Genomic DNA, 21,310 nt, shown 5'->3' on the forward strand with positions numbered 1-21,310 from the left:
TGCGTCCGTTCAGGCTCGCACGCAACGGATGACGTGGGCGGCAATGGCGTCCGGAGCAAGCCTGATTTGCTCGCCTTCGCGCCGGGCCCGGTACTCGACCACGCCTTCCTTCAGACCACGATCACCGATCGTCACGCGATGCGGAACGCCGATCAATTCCCAGTCGGCGAACATCACCCCCGGACGCTCGTCACGGTCGTCGAGAATCACATCGACGCCGGCTGCCTTGAGTGCATCGTAAAGCCGGATCGCTTCACCACGCACCGCTTCCGATTTGCCCCAGCCGACGCCGCAGATCACGACTTCGAAGGGGGCGATCGCCGCCGGCCAGATGATGCCGCGCTCGTCGTGGTTCTGCTCGATCGCCGCACCCAGGATACGGGTGACGCCGATGCCGTAGCAGCCCATTTCGAAGTGCTTGGGTTTGCCGTCGACGTCGAGGAAGGTGGCGTTCATGGACTTCGAGTACTTGTTGCCGAGGTAAAACACATGTCCCACTTCGATTCCGCGCTGGATTGCAAGCACGCCCTTGCCGTCGGGTGAGGGATCGCCCTCGACCACATTGCGGATGTCGGCGACGAGCTCGGGTTCGGGCAGATCGCGGCCCCAGTTGGCGCCGGTGTAGTGGAAGTCCTGGTCATTGGCGCCGCAGATGAAATCGGCCATCATCGCGACCGTGCGGTCGGCGATGATGCGGACCGGTTTCTTCAGCCCGATCGGGCCGAGATAGCCCGGCTTGCAGCCGAAATGATCGACGATCTCCGCCTCGGTGGCGAAGCGGAAGCCGGTCTTCAATCCGTCGATCTTGCCCGTCTTCACATCGTTGAGGTCGTGGTCGCCGCGCACCAGCAGCAGCCAGATCGTGCTCTTGAGTATGGTCCCGGCGGCGTCGACTTCGTCGCTGGCCAGCACGAGCGACTTCACCGTTGTCTGCAGCGGCACCCCCAGCAGTTCGGCAACGGCGCCACAGGTGGATCTGTCCGGAGTCGCGGTCTTCTCGAGCGGCTGTGTTGCAGCGCCGCGCTCGGCCAGTAATGCGACCGCCTCGGCCAGCTCGATGTTGGCGGCGTAGTCGGAGTCGGAGCAGTAGACGATGGCATCCTCGCCGGTGTCGGCGATGACCTGGAACTCATGCGAACGATCGCCGCCGATTGCGCCGGTGTCGGCCGCTACGGCGCGATACTCGAGGCCGATGCGATCGAAGATGCGGCCGTAGGCGGCGTACATGGCGTCGTAACTGCGGCCGGCCGCTTCCACGTCGCGATCGAAGGAGTAGCCGTCCTTCATCAGGAATTCGCGTCCGCGCATCACGCCGAAGCGCGGCCGGCGCTCGTCGCGGAACTTGGTCTGGATCTGGTAGAAGTTTTTCGGCAGCTGGCGGTAGCTCTTGAGTTCCTGACGGGCGATGTCGGTCACCACTTCTTCGGACGTCGGCTGCAGGGCAAAGTCACGATCGTGACGATCCTTGATCCGTAGCATTTCCGCGCCCATCGTGTTCCAGCGCCCGGTTTCCTGCCACAGCTCGGCTGGCTGAATCAGGGGCATTGCGAGTTCCATGGCGCCGGCGCGGTCGAGTTCGTCGCGAATGATGGCTTCCACCTTGCGGATCGAGCGCAGCCCCATGGGCATGTAGTTATAGATGCCGGCGGCGACCTTGCGGATCATGCCGGCACGGAGCATCAGCTGCTGACTGATGACTTCGGCGTCGGAGGGAGCTTCCTTGAGGGTAAACAGATGAAACTGGCTGGCGCGCATGGAGATGGAATCGGATTGGGTTGTCGAATCGTGCGATTCTAGCGTATGAGCTCACCCGGAGGCGGGTGGCCCTTTGCACCAGCTTGGGGAACCGCGTGCGAGGCGAGCTTTCAAAGTGTCCGCAAGTGTGAAAAAATCCATCACAACCAAGCGAAATTGAAGGTTTGATCATGCTCGATCGTGAAGGCTACCGCCCGAACGTCGGCATCATCCTGGTCAACACGCGAAATGAGGTGTTCTGGGGCAAGCGCATCCGTGAGCATTCCTGGCAGTTCCCCCAAGGCGGCATCAAGCACGGCGAAACGCCGGAGCAGGCCATGTATCGGGAATTGTTCGAGGAAGTCGGCCTGCGTCCCGAGCATGTCAGAATCCTCGGTCGCACACGCGGCTGGTTGCGCTATGACGTTCCCAAGCATTGGGTAAAACGGGAGTGGCGCAACACCTATCGTGGGCAGAAACAGATCTGGTTTCTGCTACGGCTGGTCGGACGTGACTCGGATGTATGTCTGCGCGCCAGTAATCACCCGGAGTTTGACGCATGGCGATGGAGCGATTACTGGGTCCCTCTCGATGCCGTCATCGAGTTCAAGCGCCAAGTCTACCAACTGGCACTGGCTGAACTGGCGAGGGTGTTGTTCCGAGCCCGGCCCTTTGAGTTACCCGACGCCTATCGTCCCGATGCAACGCCGCCGGCCTGATGCGTTGTGAGCAGGTGTGCCCTGGCATTTGCCTAGTTGCGGGGTGAATTCATCCCGCGTGGAGAAGAATTCTTGATTGCGCCGTTTGTGCGACGTTTTGCGGTCGGACTGGTTTTGCCGGCCCTCGTGTCCGGTGCTGCGTCTGCCGGCCTGCTGGTCGACGCCGATCCCGACTGGCGCGAGGACGCGTATGTCCTGCCCGCGCCCCCCCAGGAAGGTTCGCTGCGGCCGTTCTTTGTCAGTGAAGCCACGCCGAACCAGTTTCTGCTCGATGTGGCAACGCTGGCGATCGGCGGCGACGGCGTGGTTCGTTACGTGCTGGTGATACGCACGCCCGGAGGCGCCGAGAGCGTGACCTTCGAGGGTATCCGCTGCAACACCGGTGAGCGACGGATTTATGCCAGTGGCCGCAAGGATGGTTCCTGGGTAGCGATGAAGAACAGTGCGTGGGCGCCGATCGTGCACAACTCGTACAACCGGCCTCGCGCTGCGCTGGCGAAGGATGTGTTCTGCGACGGACCGGCGCCCCCGCGTGATCGTGGCCAAGTATTGCGACGTCTTGACGGTATCGTGGATTTCACCGATCCGTTGCGGGGAGGGCGCTGATGTTCGATCAAGCCATCATTCAGTTCGACCGTGCGCTGCGCACCGTGTTTGCGCCGGCGCGGTCGGTCCGCTCGGTGCCGGGCGACGATCTGCCCGATGCTCCGCTCGACGATGCACAGAAGCGCCATGCGGCGGCCCTGATGCGGGTCAATCATTGCGGCGAGATCTGTGCGCAGGCCTTGTATCAGGGACAGGCCCTGATGTCGAAGGACGAATCGATCCGCAAGTCGCTCGAGCGGGCGTCAAATGAAGAAACCGAGCATCTGGCGTGGACCGAGCAACGTATTGCCGAACTGGGTGGGCGCAAGAGCCTGCTCAACCCGCTGTGGTATGGCAGTTCGCTCATCGTCGGTCTGGTGGCCGGAAAATTCGGCGACCGGATCAATCTCGGATTTCTTGCCGAGACCGAACGCCAGGTCGAGGCACACCTAAACAGCCATCTTGAAAGCCTGCCGGCAGAGGATCGCAAGTCACGTGCGATCGTCGAGCAAATGAAGGTCGACGAGATCAATCACGCCGAAACGGCGGTGCGCTTAGGGGCCGACGAACTTCCGGCACCGGTCAAGGGGGTCATGAAATTGTTCTCGAAAGTCATGACGCGGACCGCCTATCGCCTCTGAACCGGCGGTTCCGATTGTTGGAACGCAAGATCCGCCCGAGCGAAGCCTAGTCGACTTCGACGATGTTCCATTCATGGGTGATGGTGGCCGTCTTGCCGAGCATGATCGACGCAGAGCAGTATTTCTCCGCCGACAGGTGAATTGCCCGCTCGACCGCATCCGGCCTGAGGTTCTTGCCGGTCACCGTGTAGTGGAAACGGATGTGGGTGAATACCTTCGGGTCGGTGTCGGCGCGATCGGCCTCGAGTCTCACCGAGCAGTCACGGATGTCCTGACGGCTGCGCTTGAGGATGAGCACGACATCGAAAGCGGTGCATCCACCGGCGCCGGCGAGCATCAGCTCCATCGGTCGCGGTGCAAGGTTGCGGCCACCGGCCTCGGGTGCGCCGTCCATGGTCACGAGGTGGCCGCTACCGGTTTCGGCCATGAAGGTCATGCCGTCTGTCCACTTGATGATGCATTCCATTGCTCGATGTTCTCCAGTGAAAAGGGGGGTGTGACGATTCGCGCATACGGTCAGCACAGGATTCTACCCAAGCCCGCAAGCAGATGCCGACATGCCCGACGGTCGATATTGTTGCGGTGCAGTATCGATGGTCGGATGCCCCATTGCGGCGGGTCCATTGCGGGAGTGAGAAGGGTCAATGAAAAGAAATAAATCATTACAAAACATGATCTTGATCTTTTATAAAGCATATTTATTATTTGATCAGAACATTTGTAGTGCAGCGCACAAAAAACACTTGCCCCGCCTAAGTCGTTTGTGGATAATTCATCTCAGTCGGATCGGAAACGCGCTGCGAAAACAGCCGGTGATCCAAACGGTGTCTCCTCCACCCTCCTCCTTTGGTGTGGATTTAACGCAGTCCCTCAAGGACTGCGTTTTTTTTTGCCTGTGTGCGGCCGGAGTCTGCGTCCGCGATTCTTTCGCATGTGCTCATTGACACCAGGGTATGGGAAGCTATAAGATTTCGAGCTTTCCGTTTGGTGGCCGGCACGCCAGGCCCGACAAGATCGAGGTTTCAAATGAAAACGTTTTCTGCCAAGCCGCACGAAGTACAGCGCGACTGGTTCGTTGTCGACGGCACGGACAAGGTGCTTGGCCGTCTTGCCTCCGAAGTGGCCCGCCGCCTGCGTGGCAAGCACAAGACCATCTACACGCCGCACGTCGATACCGGTGACTACATTGTCATCGTCAACGTCGAGAAGCTGCGCGTAACGGGCAACAAGGCGCTGGACAAGAAGTACTATAGCCACTCCGGCTACCCGGGCGGTATCTCCGAGACCAATTTCGCCAAGCTGCAGCAACGCTTTCCCGAGCGCGTGCTGGAAAAAGCGGTGAAGGGCATGCTGCCCAAGGGGCCGCTGGGTTACGCCATGATTAAGAAGCTGAAGTGCTACGCCGGTGCCGAGCACCCGCATGCCGCCCAGCAGCCGAAAGTTCTCGAGATCTGAAGGAGCCATCGATGGCTGTGACTTACAACTACGGTACCGGTCGCCGCAAGACTGCGGTAGCCCGTGTGTTCATCAAGCCGGGTACCGGCAACATCGTCGTGAACGGCAAGCCGGTCGACGAATTCTTCTCCCGCGAGACTGGCCGCATGATCGTCCGTCAACCGCTGGTGCTCACCGGTAACGAAGGCCGGTTCGATATCATGGTGAACGTGGTCGGTGGTGGCGAATCGGGTCAAGCCGGTGCCGTTCGCCATGGCATTACCCGTGCTCTGATCGATTACAGTGAAGATCTGAAGCCGGAGTTGCGCACTGCCGGCTTCGTGACCCGCGATGCTCGCGAAGTCGAGCGGAAGAAGGTCGGTCTGCGTAAGGCGCGTCGCGCAAAGCAGTTCTCGAAGCGCTGATCGCATTTGCCGTCAGTACGAGAAGCCGTCCCTCGGGGCGGCTTTTTGCACTTGTGTGCTCGTCATCATGGCGTGGTGAAATCCTGCCGATGGTAGTGCGATAATCGAGCGCTCGATCACCGGACGGGAAAGGAGAAGAGATGATCAAGGTTGGTGTCGTTGGCGGAACCGGATATACCGGAGTGGAGTTGCTCCGCCTGCTGTCGTGTCATCCTGGCGTGCAGCTTGCTGCGATCACCTCGCGCGGCGAAGCTGGAATGCCGGTGGCGGAGATGTTTCCGAGTTTGCGTCGCCGGGTGGATCTCCGGTTCGTGACGCCGCAGGACGCAGCGCTGGAGCGATGCGACGTGGTGTTCTTTGCCACGCCCAACGGTATTGCAATGAAGCAGGCTGTCGAGCTCGTCGCCGCCGGCGTCAGGGTTATCGACCTTGCGGCCGACTTCCGGATTCGTGACGTTGCCGAGTGGGAGAAGTGGTACGGGATGAGTCATGTGGCCCCCGAACTGGTTGCCGAAGCGGTCTATGGTCTGCCGGAAGTCAATCGCGAGCTGATCCGGAAGGCGCGGGTGCTTGCCAATCCGGGTTGCTATCCGACGGCCGTGCAGCTGGGTTTCCTGCCGTTGATCGAGTCCGGGGTGGTCGCGCTCGACCACCTCGTTGCCGATGCGAAATCCGGTGTATCCGGTGCCGGGCGCAAGGCCGAGGTTCCTGCATTGTTCTCCGAGGCGGCGGACAGCTTCAAGGCCTACGGCGTGGGCGGGCATCGCCACCTGCCGGAGATTCGTCAGGGATTGTCCGGGATGGCGAGCGGTCAGGCGGTGGGGTTGACCTTCGTGCCACATCTGACGCCGATGATCCGTGGCATCCATGCGACGCTCTATGCCCGCCTGACGCGCGAGCTGGATCTGCAGGCACTTTACGAGGATCGGTTTGCCGGCGAGGCATTCGTCGATGTGATGCCGAGGGGAAGCCATCCCGAGACACGCTCCGTGCGTGGCTCCAATCTGTGCCGGATCGCGGTCCACCGTCCGCAGGGCGGGGATACCGTGGTGGTGCTTTCGGTGATCGACAATCTCGTCAAGGGCGCAGCCGGACAGGCGGTGCAGAACCTGAATATCATGTTTGGGCTGGACGAGCATCTGGGGCTCGACATCGTTCCGGTCAGCCCGTAAGGGAACTTGTACGACGGGCCATGATCTGATTTTGACGCAATGGGGCAGATGGCGCATTATTGGCCCATACCCCCGATAGAGGAGAGAACATGAACGCTGAAGTTGAAACCCCGGAAATCCTTGTATTTACCGACAGTGCAGCCGGCAAGGTGCGCGAGCTGATTGAAGAGGAAGGTAACCCGGCCCTGAAACTGCGCGTGTTTGTCAGTGGCGGTGGCTGTTCCGGTTTTCAGTACGGCTTCACTTTCGATGAGGAAGTGAACGACGATGACACGGCGTTCGAGAAAAACGGCGTGACCTTGTTGGTCGATCCGATGAGCTATCAGTATCTGGTGGGCGCGGAGATCGATTACTCGGAAGGGCTGGAGGGTTCGCAATTCGTCATTCGCAACCCGAATGCGACCAGCACCTGCGGGTGCGGATCTTCATTCTCGGCCTGACTCTCGCAAGGTAAAAAAACGGGGCGCAGTGCGCCCCGTTTCATTTTCTGCTCGGCGGCGATCGTCGCCGATGCGTGGTCAACGGCTGGCCAGCGTGGTCGTCGTGCCGTAGTTCAACAGCGCGATACGTTGCAGCAGCGGGGCGGCGTTTTCCTTGAATTGCGCGAGCTGCTTTCCTTCCAGCGTGTCTGCTGTCGGCAGGGCAATCCGCAGCGGGTCTTGGGCAACGTTGTCCACACGAACTTCGTAGTGCAGATGGGGACCGGTCGCCCAGCCGGTAGAACCGACATAGCCGATCACATCGCCCTGATCGACGGACATTCCCGGCCGGATGCTCCGGGCAAAACCATTCAGGTGCGCGTAGGCGGTCGTCAGCTTGCCCCGGTGGCGGAGGATGACGATATTGCCGTATCCGCCCTGTTTGCCCACGAATGTCACCATTCCGTCCGACGTGGCCTTGATCGGGGTACCGGTCGGGGCTGCGAAATCGACGCCATTGTGACTGCGCCAACGCTTGTGGATCGGGTGTAGTCGACGCCCAAAGCCGGAGGTGACACGCGAAAATTCCAGTGGCGAGCGCAGGAAGGCCTGGCGCAGGCTGCGGCCATCACCCGAGTAGTACTGCTCCTTGCCCTCGGGGCCCTCATGCAGGACCACTACATAGCGCTTGCCCTGATTGATGAACTCGGCTGCCAGCACTCGACCGCTACGTGCTGCCGAACCTTGATCATGGATCATTTCGTACACCACGCTGAAGGTGTCGCCCTTGCGCAGATCGGTGTGAAAATCGATTTCGGTGCCGAACAGGTCCACCAGTTTGGTGGCGACGTTGTCCGGAAGGCCGACGGCATCGGTGGCGCCAAAAAGCGAGTGTCGTATCGCGCCGGTACGCATTTCGATGACGGTCTCGAGTGCGGCGCTTTCCGGGGCCGTTATGCGGAATGTTTGCAGCGTCTGGTCGCGTTCGATCGCGAAGCGGGTTCCACTCTGAGCCAGTGGCAGGCTCAGCGATAGGAGTTTGCCATCGCCGTCGACCATCGCGGTGACAGAGTGGCCGGCCCGCATCTGGCGCAGGGCCTGCTTGCCTTCGGAGTCGGTCTGGATGAAGGCGAGCGCATCGGCATCGCTGATGCCCAGGCGCCGAAAGATGGCAGGGAGCGTGTCTCCCGGGAGAATGCGGTCATTGTGCACAAACGGCAGATCACCCGTTGCGCTGATGCTGACCGGTGCCACCGCGAGCGCCTCGACGACCGGATGAACAATGAACGGCGCAGTCGGCGATGCCTGCGGGACAACTGCAGTTGCCGCCACGACGCTGAGCAGTGAGATGCTCGCGACGCCTGCGATGAGCCACGGACGCTTACGGCTCACGAGCCGGGACGGCAGTTCGGCTAGAATCTTGGTTTGTCTGACCTGCATGGTTTGGCCCGGGCAAAAACTTTTGCGAGTCTATCAAAGATTTCACACTGTCCGGTGAACAAGTGATTGGAGAAATGTAATGACTGAAGTGCAGGCCGCGATCGAGTTGATCAAGCGTGGTACCGACGAATTGTTGATCGAGGCCGAGCTGATCGAAAGGCTCAACAGCGGGCGTCCGTTGCGGGTGAAGGCCGGTTTCGATCCGACCGCACCTGACCTGCATCTCGGCCACACGGTGTTGATCAACAAGTTGCGCCATTTCCAGGAGCTCGGTCATCAGGTGATGTTCCTGATCGGTGACTTCACCGGGATGATCGGCGACCCGAGTGGCAAGAACAGCACCCGTCCGCCCTTGTCGCGCGAGCAGATCATGGACAACGCCAAGACCTATCAGGACCAGGTGTTCAAGATCCTCGATCCGGAAAGGACCGAGATCTGTTTCAACTCGGCGTGGATGGAAGGGCTCGGCTCGGCCGGCATGATCCGTCTTGCTGCTCAGCAGACAGTTGCCCGCATGCTCGAGCGCGACGATTTTTCCAGGCGCTACGCCAGCAACCAGTCGATCGCGATCCACGAGTTTCTGTATCCGTTGTGCCAGGGTTACGACTCGGTGGCAATGAAGGCCGATGTCGAGCTTGGAGGTACCGACCAGCGCTTCAACCTGCTGATGGGACGCGAGTTGCAGAAGCACTACGGTCAGGCGCCGCAATGCGTGGTGATGATGCCCTTGCTCGAGGGGCTTGACGGCGTAAACAAGATGTCGAAGTCGCTCGGCAACTACATCGGTATCGCGGAGGTGCCGAAGGAAATCTTCGGCAAGACGATGTCGGTGTCCGATACGCTGATGTGGCGCTATTTCGAGCTGCTGTCCTTCCGTTCGTCGGCCGAGATCGCGACGCTACGGGCTGCGGTCGAGGCAGGACGCAACCCGCGTGATGTGAAGGTGATGCTGGCTCAGGAGCTGGTCGCCCGCTTCCACGGGCGGCGGGCGGCCGAGGAGGCACTGGCCGATTTCGAGGCACGCTTTCAACGCAATGCGATTCCGGACGACCTGCCCGAAGTCAGGGTCGCGGTAGGCGACGGACTGCCCGTGTTTCAAGTGCTTCGCCAGGCCGGGCTGACGGGGACGACGTCGGAAGCCTTGCGCATGATCGAGCAGGGAGCGGTCCGCTTGAACGGCGAGCGCGTCGAGGACAAGGGGCTGTTGCTGACGGCGGGGGGGACCGTGGTCCTGCAAGTGGGCAAACGCAAGTTCGCGGCAGTGGTGCTCGAATGACGCGGGCGCTGCGCCAGCCGTTCGTCGCTCGGGCCGTGGTATGAGCACGCGCAGCGCAAGGCCGATCGGCGTATTCGACTCCGGGGTCGGTGGACTGACGGTGGTGCGGGCGCTGATGGAGCGTCTGCCGCTCGAGAGCATCGTCTATTTCGGCGATACCGCCCGTGTGCCCTACGGGGTGAAATCGGTCGCAACGATTGAGCACTACACCGCGCAGATCACCGACTTCCTGCTGCAGCAGGAGGTGAAGATGCTGATCATCGCCTGTAACACCATGGCCGCGGTGGCGGCCCGGGTGGTCGCTGAGCGGGCCGCCGGCATTCCGGTGATCGACGTGATCGAGGCGGGATCGCAGGCCGCGGTCGAGCAATCGCCCGGTGGCCGGATCGGCGTCATCGGTACGCCGACCACGATCAACAGCAATGCCTATGCGCGACGGATGCATGCGCTGGATCCGGGAGTTCGCATTCACTCCCAGGCCTGCCCCCTGTTTGTGCCGCTGGTCGAGGAGGGCTGGCTCGATCATCCGGTCACCCGAATGACGGCACAGGAATACCTCAGGCCGGTTCTGGTCGAAGACGTGGACAGCCTCGTTCTCGGTTGTACCCACTATCCGCTGCTGAAGCCTTTGCTGCGCGAGGTGGTCGGGCCGGGCGTGCGGTTGATCGATTCGGCGGTTACCACCGCCGAACTGGCCGCCCGATGTTTGCACCACGCGGGACTGGCACACACCGGAACATTGCCTGCAAGCTATCGCTACATTGTTACCGACGTGCCGCTACGCTTCCAGACCATCGGCGAGCGTTTTCTGGGCCGGTCGCTCGGGGTGGTGGAGCGGATCGACTGGTAGCGTATCTTTCAGGCCGGCCCGGTGGCCACGGGACGTTTGGGATCGGCGCACCATTCGCTCCAGGATCCCGCATACAGCCGTGAACCGGACAGGCCTGAAGCCTCCATTGCAAGCAGGTTGTGACAAGCAGTGATGCCGGAGCCGCAGTGGTGCACCACCGAGTGCGGATCGACGCCGTGGAGCAGGGCGCCGAACTCCTCGCGCAGTATCGAGGCCTGCTTGAAGCAGCCGTCGGCGGCAAGGTTGTCACGAAAATAGCGATTGATCGCGCCGGGAATGTGACCGCCGACCGGGTCGAGCGTTTCGTTTTCGCCGCGGAAGCGATCGGGGCTTCTTGCATCGATCAGCAGCATGTCGGCCTTGCCGAGGTGGGTCACCACCGAATCGACGTCGACCCGTTGCGGTTGCAGGCACAGGGTATAGGTGCCGGGACGGGCCTCGGGAACGCTTTCGGTAAGTACCCGCGTCTCGCGCCCCCACGCCTGCAGGCCGCCATCGAGCACCGCAACCCGACGATGGCCAAGCCAGCGCATCAACCACCACAGACGTGAGGCGAACATGCCGTTTGCGTCGTCGTAGGCGATCAGCTGGGTGTGATTGCCGACGCCGCAGGCCTCCAGACGGGACACCAGCGCCGCCGGATCGGGCAGGGGATGACGCCCATTGCGCCCGTTCTTCTGACCGCTAAGATCCCTGTCGACATCCATGAAGAACGCCCCCGGAAGGTGGCCGCGCGCGTAGGCGTCCGGACCGAATCGCGGATTGGCGAGATCGAAGCGGCAATCGAACAGAACCCAGTCCGGATCGTCCAGGTGCTCAGCGAGCTCATGTGCGCCGATCAGGGTCGAGAAGGACGCATTCACTAGGCCGCTTCCATTGCTGCGCCGAGCCACGCGCGTGCCTCGTCCTCGGCCTCGAACACCTTTACTTCGGCATCGACAAAGAGCTGGGAAACCCATGCACTCCACGTTACCCACTGGTCTTCGGTCAGGATGGCGATCCGCCGGAAATCATGCGCATGCTGACGCGAAAACTTGATCTCCTCCCACGCCAGATCGAAGGTGAACCCGGCCATTTCCCGGAGGTCGAAGAGTAGATCCACCTGCCCGCCAAACTTGATCTTGTAACTGACCAGCTCTTCGAACTCGCGGTAGTCGGCAAGGGTGAACTCGCCGAAGACGGTGATTGCTACCAGATTGCCCGTGTGGTCGGTGGTGATCATGACGGCCTCCGTACTGTTACCTCGATGTGCCTACTATAGTCCTCGTCGGTGTCGTGCTCAATCGCCAACCGGCCGCAGCGAAGCCAGCGAGACCACCACGCCGCTGGCGATGATCAGGGCGATCGCCAGCCATGCGGAGGGCAGCACGGTTTCATCCCACAGCAGCATGCCGAACATGCTGGCGAAGATGACGGTGCTGTAGCTGAAGGCCGCCGATACGACCGTCTTGCCGAGACGATAGGAGCGCGTCATCGCCAGCTGGGCGAGGCCGCCGAACAGGCCGACACCGAGCACAATGAAAAGTCCGGCCGCATCGGGGCGATGAAGGTCACCGGTCAATGCCCAACTGGCACCGAGCAGGCTGGTGACGCTCGAGAACCAGAACACCGTGCGTACCTCGGGCTCGCCCGCCTTGCCGAGCTCCCTGACGCTGATGTAGGCCAGGCTGGCGATCATCCCCGCCCCGAGCCCGCTCACTGCCCCCAGCCACTGACCGGGTTGCAGCGTCGGGCGCAGGAGCAGCACGACGCCGGCGAAACCAGTCAGCACCGCAACTGCAACGGGGATCTGAAAACGCTCACCAAACAACAGCATCAGCAAAATGGCGACGAAGATCGGCGAGGTGTAGCTCAGGGTGGCAGCGGTCGCCAGTGGCAGGATACCGATGGCGAAGAAGTAGCACATCAGGGCGAGGGAGCCGGAAACGCTGCGCGACAGCTGCAGGCGCCAGTGTGGCGTGGCCAGCGGGATGGCCGCCGTGCGTGCGATCACGGTCATCAGCAGGAGGCCGATAAAGCCACGGTAGAACACCAGCTCTCCGGTGGAGAAGCGTGCCGCACCGAGCTTCACGCATACCCCCATGCAGGCGAACAGGAGACTGGCAATAATCATCCACAGGGCGGGCATGAGGTCGATGGTGCGATGCGGTAGGCGAGCCCCGCATTGAACCACAATTGCTCATGCCGCCGCGGCGCGATGACTGGTGAGTTTGGCCGGAAGCGTCTACCCTTGGGCTGAATGCTGCCCCGGGAGTCGCATATGGCTTACATTCTCGCCCTCGATCAGGGCACCACCAGCTCGAGGGCGATGGTGTTCGACGCTGGCGGCAAGGTGTGCGGAAGCGCGCAGCGCGAGTTCGCTCAGCATTTCCCCCAACCGGGCTGGGTCGAGCATGACCCGCATGAAATCCTCGACACCCAGCTCGACTGCGTACGCAGGGCGATCGCCGATGCGGCGCTCGGCGCGGTTGACATCGCCGCCATCGGTATCGCCAATCAGCGCGAAACCACCGTGCTGTGGGAGCGGTCAAGCGGGCGCGCGCTCGCGCCGGCCATCGTCTGGCAGGATCGACGCACCGCTGCGTTGTGCGAGGCGCTGCGGGCGCGCGGCTGGAGCGACGAGGTCCGCGCCATCACCGGGCTCGAGCTCGATCCCTATTTCTCCGCCACCAAGTTGTCCTGGCTGCTCGATCACGTGCCGCTGGCGCGGCAACGGGCCGAACGTGGCGAGCTTGCGTTCGGCACCATCGACAGCTGGCTGGTGTGGCATCTGACCGGTGGTCGCCTGCACCTGACCGACCCTGGCAATGCGGCGCGCACGCTGTTGTTCGATATCCACGCGCGGGAATGGAGTGTCGACCTGCTCGCACGCTTCGGCATTCCATCCTCGGTGCTGCCGCGCGTGGTCGACAGCATTGGCGTGTGTGGCGAAACCGATCCCGCCGTGTTCGGTGCCGCGATCCCCATTGCCGGCATCGGCGGCGACCAGCAGGCTGCGACCTTCGGGCAATGCTGTTTCACCCCGGGGATGGCAAAGAATACCTACGGTACCGGCTGCTTCCTGTTGATGAATACCGGCACCGTCCCGGTCGCCTCGACCCACCGGCTGTTGACCACCATCGGGTGGACCGGTGCGGGGCCCACGGTGTATGCACTCGAAGGTGGCGTGTTCATGGGCGGTGCCATCGTGCAGTGGTTGCGCGACGCACTCGGGCTGATTCCGGAATCCGCCGCGATCGAGGCTCTGGCCGCCAGCGTGCCAGACAGTGGCGGGGTGGTAATGGTGCCAGCCTTCACCGGGCTGGGCGCACCGTACTGGGATCCGAACACACGCGGTACCCTGTTCGGGCTGAGCCGGGGTACGGGAGCCGCCCATGTCGCCCGTGCTGCGCTCGAGGCGATTGCCATGCAGACGCTCGATCTGGTTGACTCGATGCAGATGGATGGTGCCCACGCGCTGCGCGAGTTGCGCGTCGATGGCGGCGCGGCTGCGAACGATCTGCTGATGCAGATGCAGGCCGACCTGCTCGGGGTGCCGGTGGTCCGTCCGCGGATGCTCGAGACCACCACGCTGGGTGCGGCGTATCTCGCTGGTCTGGGCGTGGGCGTGTGGCCGGACACCGCCACGCTCGCCGGCCAGTGGCAGGTGGAGCGGGTGTTCGAACCGACGCTGGCGGAGGATCAGCGCCTGGCCCGCCGGGCGAACTGGGCGCGCGCGATCGCCGCTGCCCGCAGCTGGCGGAGTGCATGAGCGGGATGGCGGCACAGGGGCTGGCCGAACGGGTCCGGCTCGCCCTGCTTGCACGCTTGTCCGAACCGCGGCAGTGGGATGTCGTCGTGATCGGGGGTGGCGCGACCGGCCTCGGCTGTGCGGTCGATGCCGCCGCGCGCGGGCATTCGGTGCTGGTGGTCGACGCCGAGGATTTTGCCAAGGGTACGAGCTCGCGCGCGACCAAGCTGATTCATGGTGGCGTGCGCTACCTTGCCCAGGGCAATCTGCCACTGGTGCGGGAGGCGCTCGTGGAGCGGGCCCGCCTGCTCGCCAACGCGCCCCATCTGGTGCGCCCATTGCGCTTCGTGGTCCCGGCCTACCGTTTCCGCGACAAGCCCATGCTCGCCACCGGTCTGGGGGCCTACGACCTGCTGGCCGGTCACCGCGGTATCGCGCGCAGCCGGGTGCTGGATGTGGCCCGGACGATAGCCGCCTTGCCCACGGTCCGGCCATCCGGACTGCGCGGTGGCATCGCCTACTGGGATGCCCAGTTCGATGACGCCCGCCTTGCGCTCGCGCTCGCACGCACGGTCACCGATCTTGGTGGCCTTGCGGTCAATCATTGCGTCGCGACCGGCCTGATGGTCGACAGCGGGCGGGTGCGGGGCGTCGAGCTGCGTGATGCCGAGACCGGCGCGACTTTTCGCGTCACCGCGCGCGTGGTGATCAATGCCTCCGGCGTGTGGGCAGATGGCGTACGCCGTATGGCGCAACCGGGCGCTGCCTCGCTGCTGAGTCCGAGTCAGGGGCTGCACCTCGTGGTCGGGCATCGATTCCTGCCCGGAAACGACGCCATGCTGATTCCGCACACTGATGACGGGCGGGTGCTGTTCATGATCCCGTGGCAGGGCAGGGTCCTGCTCGGCACCACCGATACGCCACGGACCGACCTGCCGCTGGAGCCGCGACCCTTGCCGGGCGAGGTCGACTTCATCCTCGAGACTGCTGCGCGCTATCTGGTGCGGGCTCCCACCCGGGACGACGTGCTCAGCACCTTCGTCGGACTTCGACCGTTGATCGGAGGGGGAGACCGCCTGCTCACCCGCCAGCTGTCGCGCGAGCATCTGGTCGATGTGTCGTCGGAAGGGCTGATCAGTGTGCTGGGCGGCAAGTGGACGACCTATCGGATGATGGCCGAGGATGCGATCGACACCGCGCAGTCGGTCGCCCGTCTTCCGCGCCGTGACGCGGCGACCGCCGGGTTGCGCCTGCACGGCGCCCCTGCGGAGGACGAAGGCGATGTGTATGGCACCGATCGCGACGCGGTGGACGCGTTGCCGGGGGCCGGATGTGCGTTGCTCGACGGGCTCGCACTGACCGAGGCCGAGGTCCGCTATGCGGCGCGTGCCGAGTTTGCCCGTGGGGTGGAAGATGTGCTTGCCCGCCGCCATCGGGCGCTGTTCTTCGATGCGGCCTTGGCCGCTCGCGCCGCACCCGCCGTTGCCGCGATACTCGCCGAAGAGCTCGGTCGTGATGCGGATTGGGTGGAGGCGGAGCGTGCCCGTTTCAGCCAGTTGGCGACGCAGTATCTGGGCTGACGAGTGCGCCCTGAAGCGGGCGTTCGGTCTGGCGACGCCGGGCCAGGCTCACTTTCGACAGCGGCGAGGACTGCTTGCCCAGGTTGCGCGCAGCCGGACCTTGTCATTGCGCTGGATCGGGTAGCGTCGCTGGACATCCAGGCGCAACACCAGGCGGGTCAGCGCGGACGTGGCAGGCTTACGGTCGCGATCAGGCCGCCCTCGGGGTGATTGGCGACTGCGACCTCGCCGCGCTGGGCACGCAACAGGTTGCGCGCAATTGCCAGACCCAGGCCAGTGCCACCGGTTTCACGATTGCGCGAGCTTTCGGTACGGTAAAAGGGCTCGAAGACCTTTTCCTGCTCGTCGGCGGGAAGTCCCGGGCCGTGATCTCGAATCCGGATCTGGTGGTGGTCCGGGTACTCGTTGACGACGACGTCGACCCGTTCGCCAAACTTCACGCCGTTTTCGATCAGGTTCCACAACGCCCGGCGCAAGGCATTGGGGTGGCCGTAAAAGGGCGTCGAGGCCTGGCCTTCCAGGCGCACGGTCCAACCCATGTCGGTGGCATCGTCACGCAGTGCTTCCGCAAGGCGATTGAGATCGATGGGTTGCGTCTCCTGATTCGCTTCCATGCTGCGAGCGTAGGCGAGACCTTCCTTGATCAGGGTCTGCATGGCGTCGAGATCGGACTGGATCTTGTCCCGCAGGCCGTCGTCGTCCACCAGTTCCGCGCGCAGGCGCAGGCGGGTAATCGGGGTCTGCAGATCATGCGAAATGGCGGCCAGGATGCGTGTCCGCTCCCGCACGTGTTCGCCGATCCGTTGCTGCATCTGGTTGAACGCGGCTGCGGCCTGAGCGACCTCCAAGGGCCCGCGGGTGCTCATCGGGGCACGTTCGGGGTCCTCTCCCAGGGCGCGTGCCGCGGCGGCCATGCGCGACAACGGTCGGGTGGCGATGCGAACGCTGAACCAGATCAGCAGGCTGACACCGACCACGAGTGCCAGCAGTGCCGAGATCAGCTGTCCGGGTGGCGGGGTGTGCATGACCGGTATCGGCGGTATGCCCGGCAGACGGATGTTGAGTCGTGCGCCGTCGGTGAGGCGAACGGAGACGAGCAAGGCCGGGTGTGGTCCGTCGCCGCGATGATGGGCGTAAAGGGCGATCTCGCGGCCCGGCATTGCCCGCTTCAGTGCCGGGAGCAAGGGGTGGTCGGACGGTAGGGGACGCAGGTGCTCGGGCAGGGGACGCAGGCTCAGGCGCAACCGGCGCCGGCCCAGATCGTCGATCCAGCGTGCGCGCTCGTTCTCCTCGAGGCGATCGAGGACGTCTGCGGTCGCCGCGATCTCCTGGGCGATCCCTTCGAACAGCGCATCGCGGCCGACGCGGTCGCGTTCGCCGACAAAAAGTGCAAAGCTCACTGCCAGCACCAGTGCGATGCCGAGTAGCCAGATCAGCATCAGGCGTGCGAACAGGCTGCGTGGCCATGGCAGCTTCATGAGGGGGGCGCCCCGGCCGGCCCGGCCGGGGTGACCTCGCAGGCAAGCACATAGCCTTCGTTGCGGACCGTCTTGATGATGGCGGACTCGCGGGCGTTATCGCCGAGGCGCTGGCGCAGGCGGCTGATCAGCAGGTCGATCGACCGGTCGAACACGTCCGCCTCACGCCCCTGGGTGAGTTCCATCAATTGGTCGCGCGACAGGACGCGCTGCGGATGAGCGAGGAAGACACCCAGCATGCGGTATTCCGCACCCGACAGCGCCACCACCGTACCGTCGCTATCGAGCAGGTGACGGTTGACGGTATCGAGACGCCAGTGGGCGAAGTGCAGTTCGCGCGCATTGGCCGACGGGCTTGCATCGAGGTTGGGCGGAAGCGCACGGGCGCGGCGCAGGATGGCCCGGATGCGTGCATAGAGTTCACGTGGAACGAACGGCTTGGGCAGATAGTCGTCCGCGCCCATCTCTAGGCCGATGATGCGATCCATGTCCTCGCCGCGGGCGGTGAGCATCAGGATCGGGGTGTTGGCGTGGGCGCCGCCACCGGCACGCAGGTTACGGCACAGGGTGAGGCCATCCTCACCCGGCATCATCACGTCGAGCACGATGAGATCGACGCGGTGATGCTCGAGTGCCGATTTCATTTCGCGACCGTCGGCTGCTGTGGTGCAGCGCAGCCCCTGCTTTTCCAGGTAGTCGGCAAGCAGACCGCGAATTTCGCGGTCGTCGTCAACGATCAGGATGTGGTCTTGCTGGTTAGCCATTTGCATTCTCCATGGCCCGTATCTTAAGCCTGCCAAGTCGCGGCTTTGTATCCCAGCGTATCCGGATGGGGTTGGGAGACATGAGACTGCAAAACGGCCCCGTGCAGACATGTACCGCTTACATCCCGGTGTTCAAATGGCTCCGTCGCCCAAACGTTTGGGTGCATGACCGACACGAATCAACGAGGAGAATCACCATGAAAACCTGGATCAAGACTTCGATCGCCGCTGCAATCATTGCCTCCAGCGCCCTGGGTACCGCCGTGCTGGCCCGTGGCGGCGACTGCGACGGCCCGCAGGGGGGCAAGGCCGGCTGGCACAGCATGGCGCCGGAGCAGATGAAGGCGAGGATGACACAGCGTGCCGAGGTCCACCTGGCGCGCCTCGAGTTGGCGTTGGCGCTGACCCCGGCGCAGAAAGCGGACTGGGAGGCGTTCAAGGGCTCGATGAAGGAGCGCGCAGACCGCATGGCGGCGCACATGGAAAGCCGTCGTGACGCCGCGATGCCGAAAACCGCCATCGAACGCATGGAGCGGATGGAAGAAATGAGCAAGCTGCGCCAGACCGAGATGGGTGAGACGCGCAAAGCGGTGGAAGCCCTTTACGGCAAGCTGTCCGATGCACAGAAGACGGTGTTCGATGCCGAGTTCAGCCAGATGCAGGGACGTCATGGCATGGGGGAGCGCGGCATGGGCCATGGCCGTGGCATGCATGACGGCGGCGGAATGGGCCGCGGACGCGGCTGAGACCGACGGCGATGCGACGATGGCTTGACCGCCGCGTCGTAAGACTCGGGTAGCGGATCTCCAACACAAAGCCGCCCGGAGGCATGCCTCCGGGCGGCTTCTCGTCGTTGGATCCGGGGGCGGGTGGGCCGCCCCCGGTGCGGTCGACTTAGTGGAACTGCTCTTCTTCGGTCGAACCGGTCAGCGCGGTCACGCTCGACTTGCCACCCTGGATGACGGTGGTGACTTCGTCGAAGTAACCGGTGCCGACTTCCTGCTGGTGCGAGACGAACGTGTAGCCACGGTCGCGGGCAGCGAATTCCGGCTCCTGAACCTTCTCGACATAGGCCGACATGCCGCGCGCCACGTAGTCCTGCGCCAGATCGAACATGTTGTACCACATGGAGTGGATGCCAGCCAGGGTGATGAACTGGTACTTGTAACCCATGGCACCGAGTTCGCGCTGGAACTTGGCGATGGTGGCATCGTCCAGATTCTTCTTCCAGTTGAAGGACGGCGAGCAGTTGTAGGCCAGCATCTTGCCCGGGTGGACCTTATGCACGGCTTCGGCGAACTTGCGTGCGAATTCCAGATCCGGCGTGCCGGTCTCGCACCACACCAGGTCGGCGTAGTGTGCGTAGGCGATGGCGCGCGAGATGGCCTGGTCCAGACCCTTGCGGGTCTTGTAAAAGCCTTCTGCAGTACGCTCGCCGGTCAGGAAGGGCTTGTCGTTCTCGTCGTAGTCGGAAGTCAGCAGGTCGGCTGCCTCGGCATCGGTACGGGCGATCACCAGGGTCGGCACGCCGTAAACGTCGGCCGCCATACGGGCAGCGATCAGCTTCTGCACGGCTTCGGTGGTCGGGACCAGCACCTTTCCGCCCATGTGGCCGCACTTCTTGACCGACGCCAGCTGGTCTTCCCAGTGCACGCCGGCGGCGCCGGAGCGGATCATCGCCTTCATCAGTTCGTAGGCGTTCAGCACACCGCCGAAACCGGCTTCGGCATCAGCCACGATCGGCGCATGGTAGTCGATGTAGCCTTTGTCGCCCGGGTTCATGCCCTTCGACCACTGGATTTCATCGGCGCGGTTGAAGGCGTTGTTGATGCGCTCGACAACCTTCGGCACCGAGTCAACCGGGTACAGGGACTGGTCCGGGTACATGGCGGCATATTCGTTGTTGTCGGCGGCAACCTGCCAGCCGGACAGGTAGATGGCCTTGATGCCGGCCTTGACCTGCTGCATGGCCTGACCGCCGGTCAGCGCGCCGAGGCAGTTGACGTACGGTTCGTTGTTGACCAGGCTCCACAGCTTTTCGGCGCCACGACGGGCCAGGGTGTTCTCGATTTGGAAGGAGCCGCGCAGACGGACGACGTCGGCAGCGGAGTAACCGCGCTTGATGCCTTTCCAGCGGGGGTTTTCGGCCCAGTCTTTTTCGAGGGCTGCAATCTGCTGTTCGCGGGTCTGGGTCATGATGCTTCCTTGTCTGTTTGAGAAGGGGTCAATCCTGGTTTGCCGGGATCAGGAACCGGAAAACCGATCAAGTTGCCGGCGCACCTTCGAGGGAGAAAGCTGCGTCGGATGAACAGCAGTATAGGGGGCATTCCGCGTAGCAGCAATATGTCTTATATAAGACATAAGAAAATATATTGTTTTTATTAAACAGTAAGATGCGAGTTTAATGCCGTATCGTGAAACGATAAACGGGCTGATGAAATGAAAAGACGAGAATCTCCTGTTGCGACGCACAGGGAATTCTCGTCCATCGGTCCAACCTGTACCGTCCTGGTGTCGGCAGCGGGCAAACGGGAATTTCAGAGCAAAGGCGTGGGCGAGACGATAACGCCGTCCTCATCGCCATAGACGTAGTGTCCCGGGACGAAGTTCACGCCACCGAAAGTCACCACGATGTCGACCTCGCCGACGTTCCGCTTCACTGTTTTCTTCGGATGGGTGCCAAGGGCGAAGACGCCGATGTCCATCAGGCCGATGGCTTTGGAATCCCGGATGCAGCCATAGGCGACGATACCATCCCAGCCGTTCTTTACTCCGAGTTCGGCGAGTTGGTCGCCCACCACCGCGCAGCGCATCGATCCGCCTGCGTCAATGACAAGCACGCGACCGTTGCCCGGGGACTCCAGCGCCTTGCGCACCAGCGAGTTGTCCTCGAACAGCTTGAGCGTGGTGATCGGGCCGCCGAAGGACGGGCGGCCGCCGAAGCTGCGGAACATCGGCGTGACGATGCTCACCTTGTCTTCGTGAGCGTCGCAAAGGTCTGCAGTCTGTATGCTCATGGGAACTCCTTATGGACTGAATGGGGACTGGCAGGTTCGGCATGGA

22 protein-coding genes are annotated in these 21,310 nt (G+C 62.9%); 12 read left to right on the top strand and 10 right to left on the bottom strand.

The genetic code is table 11. The annotated features are described in order from the left end of the window. Nucleotides 1-9 precede the first annotated feature (9 nt). The gene (locus tag AC3A35_RS04815; protein WP_487434781.1) at nucleotides 10-1,755 is read right to left on the bottom strand and encodes a proline--tRNA ligase; all 1,746 of its coding nucleotides are present in this window, start codon (nucleotides 1,753-1,755) and stop codon (nucleotides 10-12) included. Nucleotides 1,756-1,925: 170 nt separating this feature from the next. Between AC3A35_RS04815 and AC3A35_RS04820 the strand changes: the two genes are divergently transcribed. The 3 genes from AC3A35_RS04820 (at nucleotide 1,926) to coq7 (ending at nucleotide 3,679) form a co-directional block, all read left to right on the top strand. Beyond that, on the top strand, nucleotides 1,926-2,453 hold the full coding sequence (locus AC3A35_RS04820; protein WP_487434782.1) for an RNA pyrophosphohydrolase: 528 nt from the start codon (nucleotides 1,926-1,928) through the stop codon (nucleotides 2,451-2,453). A gap of 75 nt (nucleotides 2,454-2,528) precedes the next feature. Then, on the top strand, nucleotides 2,529-3,059 hold the full coding sequence (locus tag AC3A35_RS04825; RefSeq protein ID WP_487435365.1) for a CNP1-like family protein: 531 nt from the start codon (nucleotides 2,529-2,531) through the stop codon (nucleotides 3,057-3,059). After that, nucleotides 3,059-3,679, top strand: a complete 621-nt coding sequence (gene coq7, locus AC3A35_RS04830) for a 2-polyprenyl-3-methyl-6-methoxy-1,4-benzoquinone monooxygenase (RefSeq protein WP_487434783.1) — start codon at nucleotides 3,059-3,061, stop codon at nucleotides 3,677-3,679. Before AC3A35_RS04825 ends, coq7 begins: the two co-directional genes overlap by 1 nt. A 46-nt stretch (nucleotides 3,680-3,725) precedes the next feature. On the opposite strand, the gene AC3A35_RS04835 is transcribed toward coq7, so the two are convergent. After that, the gene (locus AC3A35_RS04835) at nucleotides 3,726-4,145 is read right to left on the bottom strand and encodes an OsmC family protein (protein ID WP_487434784.1); all 420 of its coding nucleotides are present in this window, start codon (nucleotides 4,143-4,145) and stop codon (nucleotides 3,726-3,728) included. Between the two features lie 560 nt (nucleotides 4,146-4,705). Here AC3A35_RS04835 and rplM point away from each other — a divergent pair. The 4 genes from rplM to erpA all read left to right on the top strand — a co-directional run bounded on the left by rplM (nucleotide 4,706) and on the right by erpA (nucleotide 7,150). Beyond that, entirely contained in the window at nucleotides 4,706-5,134 is a 429-nt protein-coding gene (rplM, locus tag AC3A35_RS04840) for a 50S ribosomal protein L13 (protein ID WP_487434785.1), read from the top strand. A gap of 11 nt (nucleotides 5,135-5,145) precedes the next feature. Then, nucleotides 5,146-5,538 (top strand): 30S ribosomal protein S9, encoded by a 393-nt coding sequence (rpsI, locus tag AC3A35_RS04845; RefSeq protein WP_487434786.1) that lies wholly within the window; start codon nucleotides 5,146-5,148, stop codon nucleotides 5,536-5,538. Nucleotides 5,539-5,678: 140 nt separating this feature from the next. Then, nucleotides 5,679-6,710, top strand: a complete 1,032-nt coding sequence (gene argC / locus AC3A35_RS04850; RefSeq protein ID WP_487434787.1) for an N-acetyl-gamma-glutamyl-phosphate reductase — start codon at nucleotides 5,679-5,681, stop codon at nucleotides 6,708-6,710. 89 nt (nucleotides 6,711-6,799) lie between these two features. Continuing rightward, nucleotides 6,800-7,150, top strand: coding sequence for an iron-sulfur cluster insertion protein ErpA (erpA, locus tag AC3A35_RS04855; protein WP_487434788.1), 351 nt, complete (start codon nucleotides 6,800-6,802; stop codon nucleotides 7,148-7,150). A gap of 78 nt (nucleotides 7,151-7,228) precedes the next feature. On the opposite strand, the gene AC3A35_RS04860 is transcribed toward erpA, so the two are convergent. Continuing rightward, complete coding sequence (locus AC3A35_RS04860; protein WP_487434789.1) at nucleotides 7,229-8,569, bottom strand: peptidoglycan DD-metalloendopeptidase family protein; 1,341 nt, start codon at nucleotides 8,567-8,569, stop codon at nucleotides 7,229-7,231. A 79-nt stretch (nucleotides 8,570-8,648) separates the two neighbouring features. Here AC3A35_RS04860 and tyrS point away from each other — a divergent pair, with 79 nt between their 5' ends. Both tyrS and murI read left to right on the top strand, forming a co-directional pair. Next, a complete protein-coding gene (gene tyrS / locus AC3A35_RS04865) occupies nucleotides 8,649-9,845 on the top strand; it encodes a tyrosine--tRNA ligase (RefSeq protein ID WP_487434790.1) in 1,197 nt (398 codons plus the stop codon). 40 nt (nucleotides 9,846-9,885) lie between these two features. Continuing rightward, on the top strand, nucleotides 9,886-10,695 hold the full coding sequence (gene murI / locus AC3A35_RS04870; RefSeq protein WP_487434791.1) for a glutamate racemase: 810 nt from the start codon (nucleotides 9,886-9,888) through the stop codon (nucleotides 10,693-10,695). Between the two features lie 8 nt (nucleotides 10,696-10,703). Here murI and AC3A35_RS04875 read toward each other — a convergent pair whose 3' ends face one another. Genes AC3A35_RS04875 through AC3A35_RS04885 form a run of 3 tightly spaced genes read right to left on the bottom strand, consistent with a single transcriptional unit; the run spans nucleotide 10,704 to nucleotide 12,823 of the window. Continuing rightward, nucleotides 10,704-11,558, bottom strand: coding sequence for a sulfurtransferase (locus tag AC3A35_RS04875; RefSeq protein WP_487434792.1), 855 nt, complete (start codon nucleotides 11,556-11,558; stop codon nucleotides 10,704-10,706). Next, nucleotides 11,558-11,917, bottom strand: coding sequence for a SpoIIAA family protein (locus tag AC3A35_RS04880; protein WP_487434793.1), 360 nt, complete (start codon nucleotides 11,915-11,917; stop codon nucleotides 11,558-11,560). Before AC3A35_RS04880 ends, AC3A35_RS04875 begins: the two co-directional genes overlap by 1 nt. 57 nt (nucleotides 11,918-11,974) lie before the next feature. Further along, entirely contained in the window at nucleotides 11,975-12,823 is an 849-nt protein-coding gene (locus AC3A35_RS04885) for a DMT family transporter (RefSeq protein WP_487434794.1), read from the bottom strand. A 132-nt stretch (nucleotides 12,824-12,955) separates the two neighbouring features. On the opposite strand from AC3A35_RS04885, the gene glpK reads away from it, so the two are divergent. Next, nucleotides 12,956-14,446 (top strand): glycerol kinase GlpK, encoded by a 1,491-nt coding sequence (glpK, locus tag AC3A35_RS04890; protein WP_487434795.1) that lies wholly within the window; start codon nucleotides 12,956-12,958, stop codon nucleotides 14,444-14,446. After that, entirely contained in the window at nucleotides 14,443-16,005 is a 1,563-nt protein-coding gene (locus AC3A35_RS04895; RefSeq protein ID WP_487434796.1) for a glycerol-3-phosphate dehydrogenase/oxidase, read from the top strand. Before glpK ends, AC3A35_RS04895 begins: the two co-directional genes overlap by 4 nt. A gap of 158 nt (nucleotides 16,006-16,163) precedes the next feature. On the opposite strand, the gene AC3A35_RS04900 is transcribed toward AC3A35_RS04895, so the two are convergent. Together AC3A35_RS04900 and AC3A35_RS04905 are read right to left on the bottom strand one after the other, a co-directional pair. Next, nucleotides 16,164-17,483 carry a sensor histidine kinase gene (locus AC3A35_RS04900; RefSeq protein ID WP_487434797.1) on the bottom strand — a complete coding sequence of 440 codons (1,320 nt, stop codon included), beginning with the start codon at nucleotides 17,481-17,483 and terminating at the stop codon, nucleotides 16,164-16,166. Further along, entirely contained in the window at nucleotides 17,480-18,247 is a 768-nt protein-coding gene (locus AC3A35_RS04905; protein WP_487434798.1) for a response regulator, read from the bottom strand. Before AC3A35_RS04905 ends, AC3A35_RS04900 begins: the two co-directional genes overlap by 4 nt. A 197-nt stretch (nucleotides 18,248-18,444) precedes the next feature. Between AC3A35_RS04905 and AC3A35_RS04910 the strand changes: the two genes are divergently transcribed. Then, nucleotides 18,445-18,993, top strand: coding sequence for a Spy/CpxP family protein refolding chaperone (locus AC3A35_RS04910; protein ID WP_487434799.1), 549 nt, complete (start codon nucleotides 18,445-18,447; stop codon nucleotides 18,991-18,993). Between the two features lie 148 nt (nucleotides 18,994-19,141). Here the strand turns inward: AC3A35_RS04910 and aceA are convergent, their stop codons facing one another. Next, nucleotides 19,142-20,443 carry an isocitrate lyase gene (aceA, locus tag AC3A35_RS04915; RefSeq protein ID WP_487434800.1) on the bottom strand — a complete coding sequence of 434 codons (1,302 nt, stop codon included), beginning with the start codon at nucleotides 20,441-20,443 and terminating at the stop codon, nucleotides 19,142-19,144. Between the two features lie 341 nt (nucleotides 20,444-20,784). Next, entirely contained in the window at nucleotides 20,785-21,264 is a 480-nt protein-coding gene (gene rraA / locus AC3A35_RS04920; protein ID WP_487434801.1) for a ribonuclease E activity regulator RraA, read from the bottom strand. Nucleotides 21,265-21,310: the final 46 nt, after the last annotated feature.

Source organism: Azoarcus sp. Soil_N_20, from assembly GCF_057656155.1.

What these genes read in the sequence shown, in the direction of transcription:
- AC3A35_RS04815 (WP_487434781.1), bottom strand. Translation starts at nt 1,755, where the DNA reads ATGCGCGCCAGCCAGTTTCATCTGTTTACCCTCAAGGAAGCTCCCTCC.
- AC3A35_RS04820 (WP_487434782.1), top strand. Translation starts at nt 1,926, where the DNA reads ATGCTCGATCGTGAAGGCTACCGCCCGAACGTCGGCATCATCCTGGTC.
- coq7 (WP_487434783.1), top strand. Translation starts at nt 3,059, where the DNA reads ATGTTCGATCAAGCCATCATTCAGTTCGACCGTGCGCTGCGCACCGTG.
- AC3A35_RS04835 (WP_487434784.1), bottom strand. Translation starts at nt 4,145, where the DNA reads ATGGAATGCATCATCAAGTGGACAGACGGCATGACCTTCATGGCCGAA.
- rplM (WP_487434785.1), top strand. Translation starts at nt 4,706, where the DNA reads ATGAAAACGTTTTCTGCCAAGCCGCACGAAGTACAGCGCGACTGGTTC.
- rpsI (WP_487434786.1), top strand. Translation starts at nt 5,146, where the DNA reads ATGGCTGTGACTTACAACTACGGTACCGGTCGCCGCAAGACTGCGGTA.
- argC (WP_487434787.1), top strand. Translation starts at nt 5,679, where the DNA reads ATGATCAAGGTTGGTGTCGTTGGCGGAACCGGATATACCGGAGTGGAG.
- erpA (WP_487434788.1), top strand. Translation starts at nt 6,800, where the DNA reads ATGAACGCTGAAGTTGAAACCCCGGAAATCCTTGTATTTACCGACAGT.
- AC3A35_RS04860 (WP_487434789.1), bottom strand. Translation starts at nt 8,569, where the DNA reads ATGCAGGTCAGACAAACCAAGATTCTAGCCGAACTGCCGTCCCGGCTC.
- tyrS (WP_487434790.1), top strand. Translation starts at nt 8,649, where the DNA reads ATGACTGAAGTGCAGGCCGCGATCGAGTTGATCAAGCGTGGTACCGAC.
- murI (WP_487434791.1), top strand. Translation starts at nt 9,886, where the DNA reads ATGAGCACGCGCAGCGCAAGGCCGATCGGCGTATTCGACTCCGGGGTC.
- AC3A35_RS04880 (WP_487434793.1), bottom strand. Translation starts at nt 11,917, where the DNA reads ATGATCACCACCGACCACACGGGCAATCTGGTAGCAATCACCGTCTTC.
- AC3A35_RS04885 (WP_487434794.1), bottom strand. Translation starts at nt 12,823, where the DNA reads ATGCCCGCCCTGTGGATGATTATTGCCAGTCTCCTGTTCGCCTGCATG.
- glpK (WP_487434795.1), top strand. Translation starts at nt 12,956, where the DNA reads ATGGCTTACATTCTCGCCCTCGATCAGGGCACCACCAGCTCGAGGGCG.
- AC3A35_RS04895 (WP_487434796.1), top strand. Translation starts at nt 14,443, where the DNA reads ATGAGCGGGATGGCGGCACAGGGGCTGGCCGAACGGGTCCGGCTCGCC.
- AC3A35_RS04900 (WP_487434797.1), bottom strand. Translation starts at nt 17,483, where the DNA reads ATGAAGCTGCCATGGCCACGCAGCCTGTTCGCACGCCTGATGCTGATC.
- AC3A35_RS04905 (WP_487434798.1), bottom strand. Translation starts at nt 18,247, where the DNA reads ATGGCTAACCAGCAAGACCACATCCTGATCGTTGACGACGACCGCGAA.
- AC3A35_RS04910 (WP_487434799.1), top strand. Translation starts at nt 18,445, where the DNA reads ATGAAAACCTGGATCAAGACTTCGATCGCCGCTGCAATCATTGCCTCC.
- aceA (WP_487434800.1), bottom strand. Translation starts at nt 20,443, where the DNA reads ATGACCCAGACCCGCGAACAGCAGATTGCAGCCCTCGAAAAAGACTGG.
- rraA (WP_487434801.1), bottom strand. Translation starts at nt 21,264, where the DNA reads ATGAGCATACAGACTGCAGACCTTTGCGACGCTCACGAAGACAAGGTG.